Genomic DNA, 18,465 nt, shown 5'->3' with positions numbered 1-18,465 from the left:
TCAGCTATTCCCGAGGGTGGCAGTGGCCAAACCGGGAAAGTCTGTAATCAGGCTGTCAACGCCGAAGTCGGCGAGTCTGCGCATCAGCGCAGGCTCGTTGACGGTCCACACCGACACATGCAGCCCCTGACGCTGCGCCTTTTGCAGGCGTTCCGGCGTACACAGTGTCCAGTTCAAGGCCAGTATCTCGCAGCCGTAGCTTGCCGCGACCTTCAGCGGGTCGAGCCAGGCGTACTCGGCCACCAGGCCCCGTGACACGTCCGGTACCAGATCCAGCGCAGCCTTCAATACTTCCCGCGAACTCGAGGTGATCGTCACCTTGTCGAGCAGCCCGTGTCTGACCGCCATTTCACGGATGGCCAGAACGGTCGTCGCAGCGCGGGTGCGCGAGGCGCTTTTGACTTCGAGCTGCCAGTGCTCGAAATCACATTTCTCGAACAGTTCTTCCAGGGTCGGAATCGGGCAGGGCTTGATCCAGCCCGGCCCACCCTTTCGGGCGTCGTAGGTCACCAGTTCGGCGGCGGAGTGCTCGACCACCTTGCCACGGCGCTCGGTGGTGCGCTTGAGGGTCGGGTCGTGGATGACCATCAGCTCGCCGTCCTTGGACAGGTGCAGATCCAGCTCGCAACGGCGAACGCCGTGCTTGAGACATTCCTGAAAGCTGGTCAGGGTGTTTTCCGGTGCTTCGCCCTTGGCGCCGCGGTGGCCGTAGATAAGGGTCACGGTTTTTCCTTAATTAAATGCCTGATTCGTTCTGTTCGCGGGCCAGACGTCGTTCCTGGGCCTGCTTTTGCAAGATATAGCGGGCGAGCAGCTGGCGCTGGGCTTCGGTCAGGTGTTCGAACTCGGTGCCGACATCGTAGCCGTCACCCTTGCGGTCGCAATGGGTGACCCGGGCGCGCAGCAACAGGCCAAGCGCCTGGGGCATCAGCACCAGTTTCACCGACAGGTGGGCGCCGGTGGCGATCGGGGTCGGGTGCTGAAAGTCGATGCCGCCCTCGGAGATGATCACCGGTTGCGGTTCGCCGATATGGCCGAGCACGGTCAGGGCGACCACCTGGCTGAGCAGGTCGATGCGCTTGTTCTGGGATTTCAGGAACGCCGCGATGGCGCGGTCGCGTTCACTGATCTGGCGCAGCAGGTGCTGCGACTCGAATTCGCTCAGGTGCAGTTCGCTGAGCAGGTTGAATAGCGGGGAAGCATCCTGCAACACTTCCTGGCCGGCGGCTTCGGGAGCGGACAGGGGCCGAATTTCCAGTGCGATCGTGTCCTCGATACGGTAGTATTCGCGGCGATCTTCTTCATCTAATGTCGACATGGCGAACCCATGGTAGCGGCGGTGGTCTGAGTGTAAAGCTGGTTATCGACCCCCGCCACAAGGACGTTCCTTTTCCCTCCGAACAAGCCCCGACATGTTCAGACCTCTCTTCGTATTTATCGGCACGCGTTATACCCGTGCAAAGCGTCGCAATCATTTTGTGTCATTCATTTCCCTGACTTCGATGATCGGGCTCGCCCTTGGCGTGGTCGTGATGATCGTGGTGCTGTCGGTGATGAACGGCTTCGATCATGAGATGCGCACCCGCGTGCTGGGCATGGTGCCCCACGCGACCATCGAGTCCGGTGAAGCCATCAGCGACTGGCAGAGCCTGGCCGCCAAGGTCAAGCAGAACCCGCAGGTGGCGGCCGTCGCGCCGTTCACCCAGATGCAGGGATTGCTGACCAATAACGGCCAGGTGTCCAAGGTGTTGCTCAATGCCGTCGATCCGGCGCTGGAGCGCAACGTCTCGATCATCGACAACTTCATGCAGCAGGGCAAACTCGACGACCTGACGCCGGGCAGCTTCGGCATCGTGATCGGCGACAAGGCCGCGACCAAGCTCGGCGTGGGCATCGGTGACAAGATCACCTTCGTCGCCCCGGAGGTCAGTGTGACCCCCGCCGGGATGTTCCCGCGCATGAAGCGTTTCACCGTGGTCGGCATCTTCCATGTCGGCGCCGGTGAACTGGACGGTTATCTGGGCGTCACCAACCTGCAGGATCTGGCGAAGATGCACCGCTGGAAACCTGATCAGGTGCAGGGCCTGCGCCTGAAGTTCGACGATCTGTTCCAGGCGCCACGTGAGGCGTGGAACATCGCCCAGCGGCTCGGCGAAGACCATTACTACGCCCGCGACTGGACCCGCACCCACGGCAACCTGTATCAGGCGATCCGCATGGAAAAAGCCATGATCGGCCTGCTGTTGCTGCTGATCGTCGCGGTTGCCGCGTTCAACATCATCTCCACACTGGTGATGGTGGTGAACGACAAGAAGGGCGACATCGCCATTCTGCGCACGCTCGGCGCCACGCCGGGCACGATCATGCGCACGTTCATGGTGCAGGGCACGGTGATCGGCGTGGTCGGTACGGCCATCGGCGCCGTGGTCGGAATCCTGGCGGCGCTCAATGTCAGCGCGGCGATTTCGGCACTCGAAGGCTTGATCGGACACAAGTTCCTCAACGCCGACGTGTATTTCATCGATTACCTGCCATCGCAGGTGCAGAGCCAGGACGTAGTCATGGTCTGCGCGGCTGCGTTGGTCCTGAGTTTCCTCGCCACCCTGTATCCAGCCTGGCGTGCCGCACGCACCCAGCCGGCGGAGGCGCTACGTTATGAGTGAGTCGGGCATGAGTGAAAAAGCAATCCTGAGCTGCCGCAACCTGGGCAAGTCCTACGAGGAAGGCCCGGAGTCGGTGCAAGTGCTGGCCAACCTGCAACTGGAGCTGCACCCGGGCGAGCGCGTGGCGATCGTCGGCAAATCCGGTTCGGGCAAAAGTACCTTGCTCAACCTGTTGGGCGGTCTCGACACGCCGACCAAGGGCGGTGTCTGGCTCGACGGTGAAGAGCTGTCGGCGCTGAGCGAGAAGAAGCGCGGCCTGCTGCGTAACCGTGCCCTTGGATTCGTGTACCAGTTCCACCACCTGCTGCCGGAATTCACCGCGCTGGAAAACGTCTGCATGCCGTTGCTGATCGGCAAGACCTCGATCCCGGAAGCGCGTCAGCGGGCCACGGCGTTGCTGGAACGAGTCGGTCTCGGCCATCGTCTGGAACACAAACCGGCCGAGCTGTCCGGTGGTGAACGCCAGCGTGTGGCCATCGCCCGCGCTCTGGTGAACAATCCGGGCCTGGTGATGCTCGACGAGCCGACCGGCAACCTCGACTCCCACACCGCCGAAGGCATTCAGGACCTGATGCTGGAACTCAGCACGTCGATGCGCACGGCGTTTCTGGTGGTGACTCACGACATGAACCTGGCTCGCCAGATGGACCGCGTCCTGCAGTTGCAGGAAGGTTGCCTGACCCCCATCTGACGGCTTGAAACCCGATGCCTGAAAAGGCGTCGGGTCTTTTATTTTTATACGGTGCCCCAGCGAATGTTCAGACCGTTATCGATCTTTATCGGCACGCGCTATACCCGCGCCAAGCGCCGCAATCGCTTTGTTTCATTCATCTCGATGACCTCGATGATCGGTCTCGCCCTCGGCGTGCTGGCGATGATCGTGGTGTTGTCGGTGATGAACGGCTTTCAGCGCGAAATGAGCTCGCGCATCCTCGGCATGGTGCCCCACGCGACCATCGTGGGCGTGAAGCCGATCGACGACTGGCAACCCGTGGCCGCCGCCGCGATGAAGAACCCCGAAGTCACTGCCGCTGTGCCGTTCACCGAGATGGAAGGCATGCTGTCCTACAAGGGCATGATGCAGCCGATCCAGATCAGCGGTGTCGATCCGGCCCAGGAAGGCAAGGTGTCGATCGTTGCCCAGCACATTGTTCAGGGTCGTCTCGATGCCTTGAAGCCGGGCGAGTTCGGCGTGGTGCTGGGTGAAATCACGGCCCGGCGCTTCCGCCTGAACGTTGGCGACAAAATCACCCTGATCGTGCCGGAAGTCAGTACTGCACCCGGCGGCATCACCCCGCGCATGCAGCGTCTGAATGTGGTCGGCATCTTCAAGGTCGGCGCCGAACTGGATGGTTCCATGGGCCTGATCCATGTGGCCGACGCCGCAACGATGCAGCACTGGGAGCCGAATCAGGTACAGAGCGTGCGTCTGGCAGTGAAAGACCTGTACGCGGCGCCTAAAGTCTCCTCCGATATCGCCACCGGCCTCGGCGTTGATTTCAAGGCTGACGACTGGACCCACACTCAGGGCAGCCTGTTCAGTGCGATGAAAATGGAAAAGACCATGATCGGTCTGTTGCTGCTGATGATCGTCGCGGTGGCGGCGTTCAACATCATTGCGACTTTGATCATGGTGGTGAACGACAAGGGCGCGGACATCGCGATCCTGCGCACCATCGGCGCCACGCCACGGCAGATCATGGCGATATTCATGGTGCAGGGCACGGTGATCGGCATCGTCGGCACCATCATCGGTGGCGTGCTTGGCGTAATTGCCGCACTCAATGTCAGTGAGATGGTGGGCTGGGTCGAGCGAGTGACCGGGCAGCACATCTTCAGTTCCGACGTGTACTTCGTCAGTAACCTGCCCTCGGAATTGCAGGGCGGCGATGTGCTGCTGATCTGCTCGGCGGGCTTCATTCTCAGCTTCCTGGCCACGGTTTACCCGGCCTGGCGAGCGGCGAAGATCGAGCCGGCGCACGCGTTGCGCTATTCGTAAGTTCTCCTATTGAGGCCGGCATTGCCGGCCTCAATCTTTTTTCGGCAACTCAATCACAAACCGCGTCCAGCCCTGAGCCGATTCGCAATGAATCTGCCCGCCATGGGCCTTGATGATCGACTGAGTGATCGCCAGCCCCAATCCCGCATGCTCGCTGCTGCCTTCCTGGCGCGCCGGATCGGCCCGGTAGAACCGGTCGAACAAGCGCGGCAACAACTCAGCAGAAATCCCCTCGCCACTGTTTTCCACGGTCACCCTCAAGGAGTTCGCCTGCTCGGTTATCCGCACACGCACTTCGCCTGCTGCCGGCGTGAAGCGCAACGCGTTATCCAGCAGATTCGACAGCGCCCGGCGCAACATCGCGCGATCACCCTCGAACCGCCCCGCACCGTCACGGCTCAGGCTGACCTGAGCGTCTTCGGCCAGCGGTGCGAAAAACTCCAGCAACGCATCGGCTTCTTTCGCCAGTTCCAGCGGTTCGCGCTTGGGCACCAGCAATCCGTGGTCGGCCTTGGCCAGATAAAGCATGTCGTTGACCAGTTGTGCCATCCATTGCAGCTCTTCGAGGTTGCTGTGCAATGCCTCGCGGTAGTCCTCAAGCGGGCGAGGCCGGGTGAGGGTGACCTGCGTGTGGGTCAGCAGGTTCGACAATGGGGTGCGCAGTTCATGGGCGATGTCGGCAGAGAACGCGGAAAGGCGCTGAAACGAGTCATCGAGGCGTCCGAGCATGGCGTTGAAACTGTGGGCCAGTTCCGTGAGTTCTGCGGGCATCTGCGCTTCCGGGAGTCGGGCATTCAGCGACTGGGCCGAAATCCCACGGGCCACCGCACTCATACGGCGTAACGGACGAAGGCCGCTGCGGGCCGCCCAGGCGCCGAGCAACGCAGTAGCCAGCGCCGAAAGGCCGACGGTCAGCCAAATCAGATGCTGCATGCGTTGCAGGAAGTGCTGGTGGTGGGTGATGTCCAGCAGCAAGGTCAATTGCGGGGAGTCGGGTTGTTCCGGGGAGAGTGGGGCGTTGAGCAGGCGATAGTCCGTACCGTTGTCGGTGATGGTGGCCAGGCCGGGCTGTTTCGGCAGATTCGCCGGGGTATGCAACGAGCGGCCGAACCAGCGTTGTCCCTCAGGGGTGCTGATGCGCAACGAAACATCGCCCTGTTGGCTCAATTCATCGGTGATGTGCGCGGCGTCGCTGCCGCTCAGCAGCGTCTGACGCACACTGAGCAGTTTTCCTTCTAGCAGTTGCTGGTCGAGCTCGATGAAGTGGCCTTCGCTGGCCCGATTGAAAACGACCCCGGCCACCAGCGAAACCACTGCGGTGCAGCCAGCGAACAACAGCGCCAGCCGGCTGCTCAAGGACAGTCGGCGCATCAGTCGGCACGCTCTTCAAGCACGTAACCCATGCCACGCACGGTGTGGATCAGTTTGTCGGGAAAGTCATCATCGATCTTCAGCCGCAATCGCCGGATCGCCACTTCGATCACATTGGTGTCGCTGTCGAAGTTCATGTCCCAGACCTGGGACGCGATCAGGGATTTGGGCAGCACTTCACCCTGGCGGCGCAGGAGCATTTCCAGCAAGGCGAACTCCTTTGCAGTGAGGTCGATGCGCTGGCCGCTGCGTTCGACGCGGCGGCGAATCAGGTCCAGACGCAGATCGGCCAATTGCAGGCAGGTTTCCTGCGGTGTGGCGCTGCCGCGGCGCAACAGGCTGCGCACCCGGGCCAGCAGTTCGGAGAAAGCGAACGGCTTGACCAGGTAGTCGTCGGCGCCCAGTTCGAGACCGTGAACCCGGTCTTCCACGGTGTCCTTGGCCGTCAGAAACAGGATCGGCGTTTCCAGCCCGGCGCTGCGCACTGCTTGCAGAATCTGCCAGCCACTGCGCCCGGGCAGCATCACGTCGAGGATCAGCAAGGCGTAGTCACCGCTCAACGCCAGTTGTTGCCCGGTGTTGCCGTCGGCCACCAGCTCGGTATTGAAACCGGCCTCGGTCAGCCCCTGGCGCAGGTATTGGCCGGTTTTCGGTTGGTCTTCGACGATCAGCAGTTTCATGGGCGGCTCGGGTTTGTAGGATCGAAAGCTTTATACCGTGGGACGTTGTCACAAGCGCCAACCTGACAAAGTTGTAATCTCTCTGTCAGGTAGCTGCCAGCGCGGGCGGGCTAGAGTTTCCCACAGGCTGAACCTTTTCTTGTTGGAGTATGACTATGTTTTTGCGCAACCCTCTGGCCGTCGTCGCTTGTCTATTGGCGCTGAGTTCATCCGTCCGGGCCGATCCTGCGCACACGTACGACTTCGGCCAGCCGGCCCCGGCCGCCAAGGCCAGCCGCAGCATTGAAGTGGTGATGGGCGACATGTCGTTCGATCCGAAGGCCATCGACATCAAGGCCGGTGAGACCATTCGTTTTGTACTGGTGAATAAAGGCCAGTTGCTGCACGAATTCAACCTCGGGGATGCAGCGATGCATGCCAAACACCAGCAGGAAATGTTGCAGATGCAGCAAAGCGGCATGCTGACGCCGACCGGCATGAAGGAAATGTCCCACGATATGGCGGGCATGGATCATGGCTCGATGGGGCACGTAATGAAGCATGACGACCCCAACAGCGTGCTGGTCGAGCCCGGCAAGACTGCCGAGTTGACCTGGACGTTCAGCAAGGCGACCAGCCTGGAATTCGCCTGCAACATTCCAGGGCATTACCAGGCCGGGATGGTCGGCAAACTGACTGTCAGTCAGTAAGCACTCAAAGGCGGGAGCAAAGGCTGATAGAATCCGCTGATTCTTCAGTCAGGTTTCCGCCATGCATCCCGCAGCCGAACATTCGCCGCTGGGCAAATCCAGCGAATACATCGCCACTTACACGCCGTCCCTGCTGTTCCCGATTCCGCGCACCGCGAAATGGGCCGAGCTGGGCCTGACCGCCGAAACCCTGCCGTATAAAGGCGTGGATTTCTGGAACTGCTTCGAACTGTCGTGGCTGCTGCCGTCGGGCAAACCGGTGGTGGCAATCGGCGAATTCAGCATTCCGGCGGATTCGCCGAACATCATCGAATCGAAGTCGTTCAAGCTGTACCTGAATTCGTTGAACCAGACCCCGTTCGCCGATACAGCGAGCCTGGAAGCGACGCTGGTCAAGGACTTGTCCGCTGCAGCCGGCAAGCCGGTGGGCGTACGGGTTCGCAGCCTGAAAGAGGTTGAAGCCGAAGGCGTGGTTGCGCTACCGGGCGTGTGCATCGACGATCTGGATATCAGCGTCAGCAACTACGAGCATCCGCGTCCCGAGCTGCTGCGCTGCGACGATTCGCGGGTGGTGGAGGAGAGCGTGCACAGCCATCTGCTTAAGTCCAACTGCCCGGTGACCAGTCAGCCGGACTGGGGCAGCGTGGTGGTGGAATATCGCGGCGCGGCGCTGGATCACGCCAGTCTGCTGGAATACATCGTCAGCTTCCGTCAGCACTCGGACTTCCACGAGCAATGTGTGGAGCGGATCTTCCTTGACCTGCAGCGCCTGCTGAAGCCGGAAAAACTCACGGTGTTCGCGCGTTACGTACGTCGGGGCGGGCTGGACATCAACCCGTACCGCAGCACTGAAAGCGTGCAACTGCCGAACCACCGTCTGGTTCGTCAGTAACCCGCATCGCGGACATGAAAAAGCCCTGCCAGTGATGGCAGGGCTTTTTTGCATTCGCGGGTTTCAGATACCCATGCTGACCAGGGAGTTCATGATGTTGCGCAATGTGCCGGCGATGGCGGGGTGTTCGAGTTCGAAGCGATCAACTGCCAGATTGACGCCATCGGCGATGCTGGAATCTTGAGTCGCGGTCTCCAGTTTTATTTCGGATTCAATCTGCGCCATCAGCGCATGTAGATCAGCGCGCTCGGCTTCGGTCAGCGGAGGATTTTGATCCAGTTGCTCGCGCAGGGCATTGAGCTGTTTTTGCAGTTCTTGAGCGGGCATGGTTGTTTCCTTTTATCGAGAGGCACTGGCATAGACCGCAGCCGTGCGCCAAAGGTCTATGGCTCTCTCTAAGACTAATCCACTCTGCTGCAACCTGCATGATCCCGGTCAGGGCTTTTCGCCTTTGAGGCGGCGCAGGCTGATGTCCGCCAGACAAGTGTCGAGTTCGCCCAGATGATCGATCACCGAGTGCACGCCCAGGCCGAACAGCTGCACTGTCGCCTTGCCGCGCAACTGCTCGCGCTCCTTCTGGCTCAGCGCTTGCCATTCGTGAGGCGCGAGGCCGCAGAGCGAACCACAGGACGCCAGGCCGATCGTCCACAACCCGGCATTGAGGCCGGATTGCAGCAGGCGCGGTTCACCGCTGACCAGCACGCAACCCTCGAGGCGGCAGACCCGTAATGCCATCAACGCCTGCCAGCAGGCATCGGGCGCCGGCCACGGATTGATTGTTGCAGGATGTTGCGAAGATTTGACCCAGTCGGGCAGCGTTGCTGAAAGCATTCGGGTGAGGGCAGAGGGGAGTTCGTCCAGCCACGCGCACGGAATCTGTTGCTGTTGCAGGCTGCGGAGGCTGTCGAGGGCTCCGGGAGTGGCCTCGGCGTGATCCGGCGTGGCGTCAGCGTGATTGTGGGCGCGGGCACCGAAGTCCACCAGGCAGCCGCTGAGTCCGAACAGCACGGCCGTCAGGTTGGGTGCCGCAGGGTGCAGTGCTTCGGCGTGTGGCATGAAAAACGTCCCTGAAATAGGGATCAGGCTAAGCAATCCCGGTGACAGTTGGATGACAGATGCATTACGAAGCGTCCTACAGAGCCGATGATGCAGGAAATGCCTAAACGGGTGTTTCCGTCTTATACTGAGCGTCTTATAACCGTGGCCCGCATGCCGCGTATGTACAATCCAAGGAGTTTTTCTATGCGCTGGAGCAACCCTCTCGCTCAGCTTTGTGTATGCGCCAGCGTGATGCTGGTTCCGTTCGTTGCCCAGGCGGCAACGGAAGAAGACCCTTGGGAAAGCGTCAACCGTCCGATTTTCCAGTTCAACGACTTCGTCGATACCTACGCACTGAAGCCTCTGGCGCAGGGCTACGAATTTGTAACGCCGCAATTCCTGGAAGACGGCATCCACAACATGTTCCGTAACGTCGGTGACATCACCAACCTGGCGAACAACATTCTCCAGGCCAAACCGGCCGCTGCCGGTGTCGACACCGCGCGTTTGATCTTCAACACCACCTTCGGCCTGCTGGGCTTCTTCGATGTAGGCACCAAGATGGGCCTGCAGCGCAGCGACGAAGATTTCGGCCAGACCCTCGGTTACTGGGGCGTGAGCAGCGGTCCGTACGTGATGCTGCCGTTGCTGGGCCCGAGCACCCTGCGTGACGCGCCGTCGAAATACGTCGACACCTACACCGCACCGTATCGCTACATGAACGACATTCCGGCGCGCAACACTATTTACGGCCTGAACATCGTCGACACCCGCGCCAGCCTGTTGTCCAGCGAGAAGCTGATCAGCGGCGACAAGTACACCTTCATCCGCAATGCCTACCTGCAGAACCGCGAGTTCAAGGTCAAGGACGGTCACGTCGAAGACGATTTCTGATTTCGGCCCGTGAACCCCGAAAGGCGACCGAAAAGTCGCCTTTTTTTGTCCGTGCGTCCTTCCATTGAGTTACGGTTTCGAACGTTCTTATAACTCTCTGTGATTTGACAAACAAAGTCGTCAAGTGACGATCCGCGCATGCTTGAAACGCTCGAAGGATGGGAGTACCGTCTGCGCCTTAGAAGGGCACCTCTGGTGCATCCGTGTGCGGGGCAAACGCTCCGAAGCGGTGCAGCAGAGAGGCTAGAAAGCGAATCCAGTAGTCTGCGCCGGGCCGTTGCCCCGCCTGCTACGCCAACCTAATTCTGGCGCCGTTTGCCCACATGCCAAAAACCAGTGCCACGCTGCTGATAATCGATGATGACGAAGTAGTGCGCGCGAGCCTCGCGGCCTATTTGGAAGACAGTGGTTTCAGCGTCTTGCAGGCCAGTAACGGTCAGCAGGGTCTTCAGGTATTCGAGCAAGACAAGCCCGACCTCGTCATCTGCGATCTGCGCATGCCGCAGATGGGCGGTCTCGAACTTATCCGTCAGGTCACCGAGCGATCCCCGCAGACACCGGTGATCGTGGTTTCCGGTGCCGGCGTGATGAACGACGCGGTCGAGGCTCTGCGCCTGGGCGCGGCGGATTACCTGATCAAGCCTCTCGAAGATCTCGCCGTGCTCGAACACTCCGTACGCCGGGCTCTGGATCGTGCGCGCCTGCTGCTGGAAAACCAGCGCTACCGCGAGAAGCTGGAGAAGGCCAATCGCGAGCTCGAAGCCAGCCTGAACCTGCTTCAGGAAGACCAGAACGCCGGTCGCCAGGTGCAGATGAACATGCTGCCGGAAAGCCCCTGGACCATCGACACGTTCAAGTTCGCCCACCAGATCATTCCGTCGTTGTACCTGTCGGGTGATTTTGTCGACTATTTCCGGGTGGACGAACGCCGGGTCGCGTTCTATCTGGCGGACGTTTCAGGCCATGGCGCCTCTTCGGCGTTCGTCACCGTCCTGCTGAAGTTCATGACCACGCGCTTGCTGTTCGAGTCCAGGCGCAGCGGCACCTTGCCGGAATTCAAGCCTTCGGAAGTCCTTGGTCATATCAACCGGGGGCTGATCAGTTGTAAGCTGGGTAAACACGTCACAATGGTCGGTGGAGTCATCGACGAGGAGACCGGTTTGTTGACCTATAGCATCGGCGGCCATCTGCCGTTGCCTGTGTTGTACACGCCTGACAGTGTTCGCTACCTCGAGGGGCGCGGTCTGCCCGTGGGGCTTTTCAACGAAGCCACCTACGAAGACCACGTGCTCGAGCTGCCACCGACGTTCAGCCTGACGCTGATGTCTGATGGCATTCTGGATCTTTTGCCAGAACCCACACTCAAAGAAAAAGAAGCCGCCTTGCCCGAACGGGTCAAGTCGGCGGGCGGCAGCCTGGATGGCCTGCGGCAGGTTTTTGGATTGGCCACGCTAGGGGAGATGCCGGATGATATCGCCCTGTTGGTGTTGAGCAGGAATCTTTAATGAGTACCGGTAGAATCCAGTTCGCCGAGCAGGATGGCACCTTTGTCCTGAAGTTCGTCGGTGAAGTTCGCCTGACCCTGTGTTCGGCGTTGGATGCGACTATTGAAAAAATCTTCACCGCGCTGAATTTCAACGCGATCGTGATCGATTTGACCGAAACCCGCAGCATCGACAGCACCACGCTGGGCCTGCTGGCCAAGCTGTCGATCCTGTCGCGGCAGAAGGTCGGCCTGCTGCCGACCGTGGTCACCACCCATGACGACATCACCCGTCTGCTGCAATCGATGGGTTTCGAGCAGGTGTTCAATATCGTCAACCATCCCGTGCCTTGCCCGGAATGTCTCGATGACCTGCCGGATCAGGATCAGTCGGAGGAAGTCGTGCGGATCAAGGTGCTCGAAGCGCACAAGATCCTCATGGGCCTGAACGACTCCAATCGCGAAGCTTTCCATGATCTGGTGAATGCCCTCGAAAGGCATTGATTCCCCAGCCATCAGGCACAAAAAAGGGCGAACCTGTGAGGGTTCGCCCTTTTTGCGTTTGCCGTCAGCCCATTACAGCTTGGCTTGCAACAACGCCTCGAGCTTTTCCTGGTCACGGGCAAACTGACGGATGCCTTCAGCCAGTTTCTCGGTGGCCATCGCATCTTCGTTGGACAACCAGCGGAATTGCGATTCGTTGAGGCTCAGACGAGCTTCGCCAGCGTGTCCCGGGGCCAGTTTGCGCTCCAGTTTGCCGGTGTCCGCCGCCAGTTTGTCGATCAGGTCCGGGCTGATGGTCAGGCGGTCGCAGCCGGCCAGTTGCTCGATCTGATTGAGGTTGCGGAAGCTCGCACCCATGACCACGGTCTTGTAGTCATTGGCCTTGTAGTAGTTGTAGATGCGCGTCACGGACTGCACGCCCGGATCGTCGGCGCCGGTGTAGTCGTTGCCGTTGGCTTTCTTGTACCAGTCGTAGATACGGCCCACGAACGGCGAGATCAGGAACACGCCGGCGTCGGCGCAAGCAGCGGCCTGAGCGAAGGAGAACAGCAGGGTCAGGTTGGTCTGGATGCCTTCCTTCTCGAGCACTTCGGCGGCGCGGATGCCTTCCCAGGTCGAAGCGATCTTGATCAGCACGCGGTCGCGACCGACGCCGGCCTTGTCGTACAGCTCGATCAGACGGTGCGCACGCTTGAGCATCGCGTCCTTGTCGAACGACAGGCGTGCATCCACTTCAGTGGAGATACGGCCCGGGATCACCTTGAGGATTTCCTGGCCGACCGCGACGCCGAAACGGTCGCTGGCCAGGCCGACATCGCCCTTGCAGTCGCTAACGGCGGCGTTCAGCAGCTCGGCGTAGGACGGAATGGCCGCCGCCTTAAGCAGCAGGGAAGGGTTGGTGGTGGCGTCGACCGGCTTGACCCGGGCAATCGCTTCGAAGTCGCCGGTGTCGGCAACCACGGTGGTGAACTGTTTGAGTTGTTCCAGCTTGGAAGTCATGAGCGTGCTCTGTCCTATGGGTCTGAAGACATTACCCGAGCGCTGACGGCCACTCAAGGGCATGTGGGTGTATCGATAGCCCCGCGAGCAACAACCTGAAAACGGCTGTTTGAATGGGCGGGGCGCGGTATCGATCAATACGATGCCAAAAAGGACCACAGGTTCAAAGCAACTGACCCGTTGCGCAGCGGCTATTCGGCGTTGAGCTGGGTCGAGGCCGCCGTTTGTGCCGGTTTCGACTGTCCGTCGGAGGTCAGCAGGCCGAAATTCTTCTCCCGGTCGTTACTGCCCGACTCGCTGTTCTTCCATTCGTAAATCGACGTCAGCGGAATGCTGAGTCTTTTAACATCGGCGATGAACGCGCCGATTTTACTCGCTTGCCCTTCCGGCCCGCCGTTGGAGGCGAGTGCCGAAATGCCCCATTCACTGATGACGCCCGGCAAATGGAAGTTTTGCTGGATGAAGGTTTGCGCGTTACTGATCTGCGTCGCGGTCATGCCGTAAGGGTGATAGGAAATCGCATCCAGGCACTGCGGATAAGTGCCGAGAATGCTGTTGAGTGCCACGGTCGAAGCGGAGCCTGCCGTCGGCGGGCGGGCGAAACCGAATCCCACCAGGGGCGTCGATTGCGGTTTGCCCTGCAGCGTCTTGCACATGGCCGTCATGAACGGCACGAAGGTGTTTTTGAAGTCCCCGGTGGGCCAGTAGGTGTCGAGATCCGGCTCATTCCAGATTTCGATCCCCACCAGTTGCCCGCTCCAGGCTTGCTCAAGCCCGGTCACCGCGTTGGCGAAGGCTTCACCGGCGGTTGCCAGGTCTCCGGTCAACGGTTTAGTGGCGCGCACGGTCATCAAGACCGGCAAGCCGGCGGACCGCGCCGCCGCGAACGCATCGCTGATCTGTTTCTGATAGGCCTTGGCGCCGAGGCTGTCGCTCCAGACGCCGAAGCGCACGAAACTGAATCCGGCCGCTTTGATCTGCTCGGCGTCGGTCGGGGTGAAGTTCTGGATCTTGACCTGAACGCCGATGGTTCTGGCGGGCAGTGACGGGAACAGCGCGCTGGCGTGAACCTGCGCGGTAGCACTGAGCATCAACAGGGCGGCGGCACCAAGATGTTTGAAATGTGCTGATTTCATGTCTGCTCTCCTGATGAGAATGACATCTAGCCAATAGTTATCTCGTTGCCTGTATTTCGATGACGAATAGGGCGCGAAGTGCACGAATGTTATTTTTTGTCGGAAAACTTTCGCCTGAAAATCACAGTTATTTTTAGTCCGGTAATTCTGGTTGGGGGACTTTTAGAGGCCGTGGTACTTAATGCATCGGTATTAACGGGTGAATCTATTTCCGAGTGAAGGAAGGTCTTGCGGGTTCATTCGAATTTGCAGGACATGTTGGCCGATTGACATTACACGGGAAAGTAAACCTTGTTCAAAAAGATTCTTGTCGTTTGCGTAGGCAATATCTGCCGAAGTCCGACAGCGGAACTTCTGTTGCGCAACGCACTGACGCCCTCGGCAATCAGCGTGACCTCCGCAGGCCTGTCTGCGCGGGTCGGCGAAGGCATGGAGTCGACCGCGCGCCAGGTTCTGGAAGACCGTGGGCACAGTGCCGAAGGGTTCAAGGCCCGGCAACTGACCGCCGACATCGTCAATGAGTCGGATCTGATTCTGGTCATGGAAAAAGAGCATGTAAAACAAGTACTGAAGATTGCCTCTCACGCCAGGGGCAAAGTGTTTCTTCTTGGCAAATGGCAAAGCGAGCGAGAAATACAGGATCCGTATCGTCAAGGGCAGGCCGCGTTTATTCATGCCCATGCATTGATTGAAGCTGCTGTCAGCTCATGGGCGCAACGCTTGGCGCGTTGATGAATATTCTTCAGATCAGTGAATGGTAAGAAAGACTTATGCAGTTACCGTCAGTAATCGGCACCCGTGAAAACGATCAAGACAGTATTGATCTACTCGGCATATTCGGCAGCCTGATCGATCAGAAATGGCTGATCGGCGCATTGACCGGTGCGTTCATGATGACCGGCGTTGCCTATGCGATTTTGGCCACGCCGGTGTATCTGGCCAACGCGCTGGTGCAGGTCGAACCGAAAAAGAACGACATGCTTGGCTTCTCCGATCTCAACAGCATGCTCGGCGGCCAGTCGCCGTCGGTGACCGAGATCGGCATCATCAAATCCCGCGCAGTGATCGGCAAGACCGTCGATGATCTGCGGCTGGACATCGACGTCACCCCCAACACCTTTCCGCTGATTGGCGGCTTTCTCTCCCGCCGCTATCGCGGTGAAACCGAACTCAGCGTCGCGCCGCCACGTTTCGGGCTGAGCAGCTACGCGTGGGGCGGGGAGCGCCTGGAGTTTGCCCGGCTCGATCTTCCTAAAGAACTGCTGGGCAAGAAACTCAGCCTGATCGCCGGCGAGCAACAGCACTTCCAGTTGTTCGACGACAACGACAACCTGCTGATCGAAGGCGTGGCCGGCGAACCCTTCGCGCAGGATGGGGTAGAAGGGCAGATCACGCATTTGCAGGCCAACTCCGGCACCCGTTTCGAAGTGGTGCGCTACCCACGAATTGTGACCATTCAGGGTTATCAGGATGCGCTGGACATCTCCGAGCAAGGCAAGGAGTCGGGGATCATCCGTCTGGCCCTGGCCAGCAGCGATGCCGCCGAGGCGGTGAAGATCCTCAACAAGATCGCCTCGCTGTACGTGGACCAGAACGTACGCCGTACCTCGGCCGAAGCGGCGCAGAGCCTGGCCTTCCTGCAAAGTCAGTTGCCCCAGGTCAAACGCGATCTGGCCAAGGCCAGTGATGCGCTCAATGCCTACCAGACCCACGGCAAAACCGTGAACATCTCCCTGGAAACCCAATCGGTGCTCGGTCAGTCCGTCGCGCTCGAAACGCGGATTTCCGAGCTGAAACTGCAACAGGCGGAGATGGATCGCAAGTTCACCAAGCAGCATCCCGCCTATCGCGCGTTGATGACTCAGATCGGTGAATTGACCCAGCAACAGCGGTCGCTGGAGGGCAAGGTCCAGGATCTGCCGGCCACGCAACAGGAATTGCTGAACCTGACCCGCGATGTCGAAGTCGCTTCGCAGATCTACACCCAGTTGCTGAACAAATCCCAGGAGCTGGACATCATCCGCGCCGGCGCCGTGGGTAACGTGCGTCTGGTGGATACGGCGGATGTCGATCTGACCAGCCCGGTCAAACCGAAAAAAGCCCTGATCGTGCTGATCGCCACCTTCCTCGGCGCCTTTGTCGGCGTGGCCCTGGTGCTGTTGCGCAAGTCGCTGAGCAAGGGCCTGGAAGGTCCGGAAGCCATCGAGCAGCTCGGCTTGCCGGTCTACGCGTCGATTCCCTACAGCGCCCTGCAACAGGAAGAGGACACCAAGAAAGTCCGCGCCAAAGTCACGGCGGATACACCGGCCTATCTGCTGGCTCTGCGCAACCCGACGGACCTGTCCATCGAGTCGATCCGCAGCCTGCGCACCTGCCTGCATTTCGCGGCGCTGGATTCGACCAACAACCGCATCATGATTTCCGGCCCGAGCCCGCAGGTCGGCAAAACGTTCGTGTCTTCCAACCTCGCGGCGGTCATGGCCCAGAGCGGCCAGCGTGTGGTGCTGATCGATGCCGACATGCGCAAGGGGCATCTGCACAAGAGCCTGAACACGCCGATCACCAACGGCTTGTCGGATCTGCTGGTCAAGCGCTGCACCCTGGAGCAGGCGATCAACAAGGTCGAGGTCGACAACCTGCACTTCATCAGCCGGGGCCAGGTTCCGCCCAACCCTTCCGAATTGCTGATGCACGCGAACTTCCGCGAACTGCTGGCAGAACTCAGCGAGCGCTACGACGTGGTGATCATCGATACGCCACCGCTGTTGGCGGTGACCGATGCGGCGATTGTCGGCCGCGAGGCGGGCATCAGCCTGATCGTCGCGCGCTTCGGGGTGAACCCGGCCAAAGAGATCGAACTGACCATTCGCCGCTTCGCCCAGAACGGCATCGAGTTGAAGGGCGCGGTGTTCAACGGCGTCGAGAAGCGTGCGGCCAGCTATTACGGCAACGGCAGCTATTACAACTACGAATACGCGTCCGACCAGTCCTGAATCTCAGCGACGGTCCTTACAGGCATGAAAGTGGGTGGGTTGTGAAAAAAATACTGCACGTGGCGGAAACGATAAAAGGCGGGGTGGCGACGGTCATCCGCACGATTTCGGCGGCTCCGGAAGACGGGCGCTATGAGCTGGTGTATCTGGTCCCGCTCGACCAGAAGAAAGAACTGCACGGCATCGATGAACAGCAGATCCGCACCTTCGCCCGAAGCGGGCGGAATGTGCCGTCGCTGCTGCGTTTTGCCTGGCAACTGGCGCGGGTCCTGCTCAAGGAAAAACCCGATGTGGTGCATCTGCACAGCACCTTTTCCGGGGTCATCGGCCGTTGCGTCTGCGTGCTCCTGCGACCGTGGCGCAAGCCGAAAATCGTCTACTGCCCCCATGCGTTTTCGTTCCTGATGGAAAGCTCGCCGATCAAGCAGAAAGCTTATGCGTGGATCGAGCGGGTGCTGCAGAAGGTCACGGACAAGATCATCTGCGTCAGCCAGTTCGAATTGGACAAGGCCGCGAAGTTTGGCATCGAGCGCCAGCGCATGACGCTGATCTACAACGGCATCGATCACAAGGATGACGAACGCAAGATCGACAATCCGGCACCGATTCATCTGCTGTTCGTCGGTCGCCTCGACTACCAGAAAGGCTTCGACGTGTTGCTCAAGGCGTACACCGAAGCAAAGCGCAGCGACCTGAAACTGACGGTGGTGGGCAGCGCGGTGAACGAGGATGTCGTCGAGTGTCCGCCGCTGGATGGGGTGGAATACCTGCCCTGGGTGACGCCGACCGAGGTACACGCGCTGTATCAGAAAGCCGATGCGCTGATCGTCCCCAGTCGCTGGGAAGGCTTTGCCATGGTGCCGCTGGAAGGCATGGCGCTGGGCCTGCCGGTAATCGCCAGCGACTGCACGTCGTTGCCCGAACTGGTCACCCATGGCGTGTCCGGCTACGTGTTCCCCGCCGGTGACCACCAGGCGCTGGCCGATCGCCTGAAGAAAATCCAGAAGCCTGCGTTGTCGGCCCTGGGCATCGAAGGTCGGCGCATCGTCCGCGAGCGTTTCAGCGCCGCGTTGATGATCCGCCAGACCTACGACCTGTATTCCGCTCCCTCTTGTTAAGTAGAA

General features: G+C 60.0%; 19 protein-coding genes. 11 read left to right on the top strand and 8 right to left on the bottom strand.

The annotated features are described in order from the left end of the window. Positions 1-723 (bottom strand): glycerophosphodiester phosphodiesterase, encoded by a 723-nt coding sequence (locus ACSPX5_RS14235; RefSeq protein WP_169431211.1) that lies wholly within the window; start codon positions 721-723, stop codon positions 1-3. Between the two features lie 13 nt (positions 724-736). Beyond that, on the bottom strand, positions 737-1,318 hold the full coding sequence (locus tag ACSPX5_RS14230) for a PilZ domain-containing protein (protein WP_169431210.1): 582 nt from the start codon (positions 1,316-1,318) through the stop codon (positions 737-739). A 94-nt stretch (positions 1,319-1,412) separates the two neighbouring features. Here ACSPX5_RS14230 and ACSPX5_RS14225 point away from each other — a divergent pair, with 94 nt between their 5' ends. The 3 genes from ACSPX5_RS14225 (at position 1,413) to ACSPX5_RS14215 (ending at position 4,662) form a co-directional block, all read left to right on the top strand. Then, positions 1,413-2,663 (top strand): lipoprotein-releasing ABC transporter permease subunit, encoded by a 1,251-nt coding sequence (locus ACSPX5_RS14225; RefSeq protein WP_439821971.1) that lies wholly within the window; start codon positions 1,413-1,415, stop codon positions 2,661-2,663. A 7-nt stretch (positions 2,664-2,670) separates the two neighbouring features. Beyond that, entirely contained in the window at positions 2,671-3,354 is a 684-nt protein-coding gene (lolD, locus tag ACSPX5_RS14220) for a lipoprotein-releasing ABC transporter ATP-binding protein LolD (protein ID WP_439821970.1), read from the top strand. A gap of 63 nt (positions 3,355-3,417) precedes the next feature. Then, the gene (locus ACSPX5_RS14215) at positions 3,418-4,662 is read left to right on the top strand and encodes a lipoprotein-releasing ABC transporter permease subunit (RefSeq protein WP_169431207.1); all 1,245 of its coding nucleotides are present in this window, start codon (positions 3,418-3,420) and stop codon (positions 4,660-4,662) included. 30 nt (positions 4,663-4,692) lie between these two features. Here ACSPX5_RS14215 and ACSPX5_RS14210 read toward each other — a convergent pair whose 3' ends face one another. Further along, positions 4,693-6,033, bottom strand: a complete 1,341-nt coding sequence (locus ACSPX5_RS14210) for a heavy metal sensor histidine kinase (RefSeq protein ID WP_439821969.1) — start codon at positions 6,031-6,033, stop codon at positions 4,693-4,695. Next, positions 6,033-6,713, bottom strand: a complete 681-nt coding sequence (locus ACSPX5_RS14205) for a heavy metal response regulator transcription factor (protein WP_169431205.1) — start codon at positions 6,711-6,713, stop codon at positions 6,033-6,035. The genes ACSPX5_RS14210 and ACSPX5_RS14205 overlap by 1 nt, the downstream gene beginning before the upstream one ends. Positions 6,714-6,868: 155 nt before the next feature. Between ACSPX5_RS14205 and copI the strand changes: the two genes are divergently transcribed. Together copI and queF are read left to right on the top strand one after the other, a co-directional pair. Next, positions 6,869-7,402 carry a copper-resistant cuproprotein CopI gene (gene copI / locus ACSPX5_RS14200; RefSeq protein WP_169431204.1) on the top strand — a complete coding sequence of 178 codons (534 nt, stop codon included), beginning with the start codon at positions 6,869-6,871 and terminating at the stop codon, positions 7,400-7,402. A gap of 61 nt (positions 7,403-7,463) precedes the next feature. Then, positions 7,464-8,294 carry an NADPH-dependent 7-cyano-7-deazaguanine reductase QueF gene (queF, locus tag ACSPX5_RS14195; RefSeq protein ID WP_114884371.1) on the top strand — a complete coding sequence of 277 codons (831 nt, stop codon included), beginning with the start codon at positions 7,464-7,466 and terminating at the stop codon, positions 8,292-8,294. A 63-nt stretch (positions 8,295-8,357) separates the two neighbouring features. Here queF and ACSPX5_RS14190 read toward each other — a convergent pair whose 3' ends face one another. Together ACSPX5_RS14190 and ACSPX5_RS14185 are read right to left on the bottom strand one after the other, a co-directional pair. After that, positions 8,358-8,621, bottom strand: coding sequence for a DUF4404 family protein (locus ACSPX5_RS14190; protein WP_085700493.1), 264 nt, complete (start codon positions 8,619-8,621; stop codon positions 8,358-8,360). 108 nt (positions 8,622-8,729) lie between these two features. Beyond that, positions 8,730-9,350, bottom strand: a complete 621-nt coding sequence (locus ACSPX5_RS14185; protein ID WP_439821968.1) for an HAD family phosphatase — start codon at positions 9,348-9,350, stop codon at positions 8,730-8,732. Between the two features lie 186 nt (positions 9,351-9,536). Here ACSPX5_RS14185 and ACSPX5_RS14180 point away from each other — a divergent pair, with 186 nt between their 5' ends. The 3 genes from ACSPX5_RS14180 to rssC all read left to right on the top strand — a co-directional run bounded on the left by ACSPX5_RS14180 (position 9,537) and on the right by rssC (position 12,213). After that, a complete protein-coding gene (locus tag ACSPX5_RS14180; RefSeq protein ID WP_169431201.1) occupies positions 9,537-10,226 on the top strand; it encodes an MlaA family lipoprotein in 690 nt (229 codons plus the stop codon). Positions 10,227-10,549: 323 nt separating this feature from the next. Then, the gene (rssB, locus tag ACSPX5_RS14175) at positions 10,550-11,731 is read left to right on the top strand and encodes a two-component system response regulator RssB (protein WP_169431200.1); all 1,182 of its coding nucleotides are present in this window, start codon (positions 10,550-10,552) and stop codon (positions 11,729-11,731) included. Beyond that, positions 11,731-12,213, top strand: a complete 483-nt coding sequence (gene rssC / locus ACSPX5_RS14170) for an anti-sigma factor antagonist RssC (RefSeq protein WP_042560140.1) — start codon at positions 11,731-11,733, stop codon at positions 12,211-12,213. Before rssB ends, rssC begins: the two co-directional genes overlap by 1 nt. 72 nt (positions 12,214-12,285) lie before the next feature. Here rssC and tal read toward each other — a convergent pair whose 3' ends face one another. Together tal and ACSPX5_RS14160 are read right to left on the bottom strand one after the other, a co-directional pair. Then, entirely contained in the window at positions 12,286-13,212 is a 927-nt protein-coding gene (gene tal / locus ACSPX5_RS14165; protein ID WP_439821967.1) for a transaldolase, read from the bottom strand. 191 nt (positions 13,213-13,403) lie between these two features. Next, complete coding sequence (locus ACSPX5_RS14160; protein WP_439821966.1) at positions 13,404-14,348, bottom strand: glycosyl hydrolase family 5; 945 nt, start codon at positions 14,346-14,348, stop codon at positions 13,404-13,406. A 291-nt stretch (positions 14,349-14,639) separates the two neighbouring features. On the opposite strand from ACSPX5_RS14160, the gene ACSPX5_RS14155 reads away from it, so the two are divergent. The 3 genes from ACSPX5_RS14155 to ACSPX5_RS14145 are packed head-to-tail and all read left to right on the top strand — an operon-like array spanning position 14,640 to position 18,459. Further along, positions 14,640-15,080: a low molecular weight protein-tyrosine-phosphatase gene (locus tag ACSPX5_RS14155; protein WP_169431197.1), complete on the top strand. Its 441-nt coding sequence runs from the start codon at positions 14,640-14,642 to the stop codon at positions 15,078-15,080. 38 nt (positions 15,081-15,118) lie between these two features. Next, positions 15,119-17,341, top strand: coding sequence for a polysaccharide biosynthesis tyrosine autokinase (locus tag ACSPX5_RS14150; RefSeq protein WP_439821965.1), 2,223 nt, complete (start codon positions 15,119-15,121; stop codon positions 17,339-17,341). A gap of 41 nt (positions 17,342-17,382) precedes the next feature. Continuing rightward, positions 17,383-18,459 (top strand): glycosyltransferase, encoded by a 1,077-nt coding sequence (locus tag ACSPX5_RS14145; protein WP_169431195.1) that lies wholly within the window; start codon positions 17,383-17,385, stop codon positions 18,457-18,459. The last annotated feature ends 6 nt before the right edge of the window (positions 18,460-18,465 follow it).

This window comes from Pseudomonas sp. HLG18, assembly GCF_051903985.1.
Lineage (GTDB): Bacteria > Pseudomonadota > Gammaproteobacteria > Pseudomonadales > Pseudomonadaceae > Aquipseudomonas > Aquipseudomonas fluorescens_BT.
Note: the sequence above shows the minus strand (reverse complement) of the source record. Positions and strands in the feature narration are given on the sequence as shown.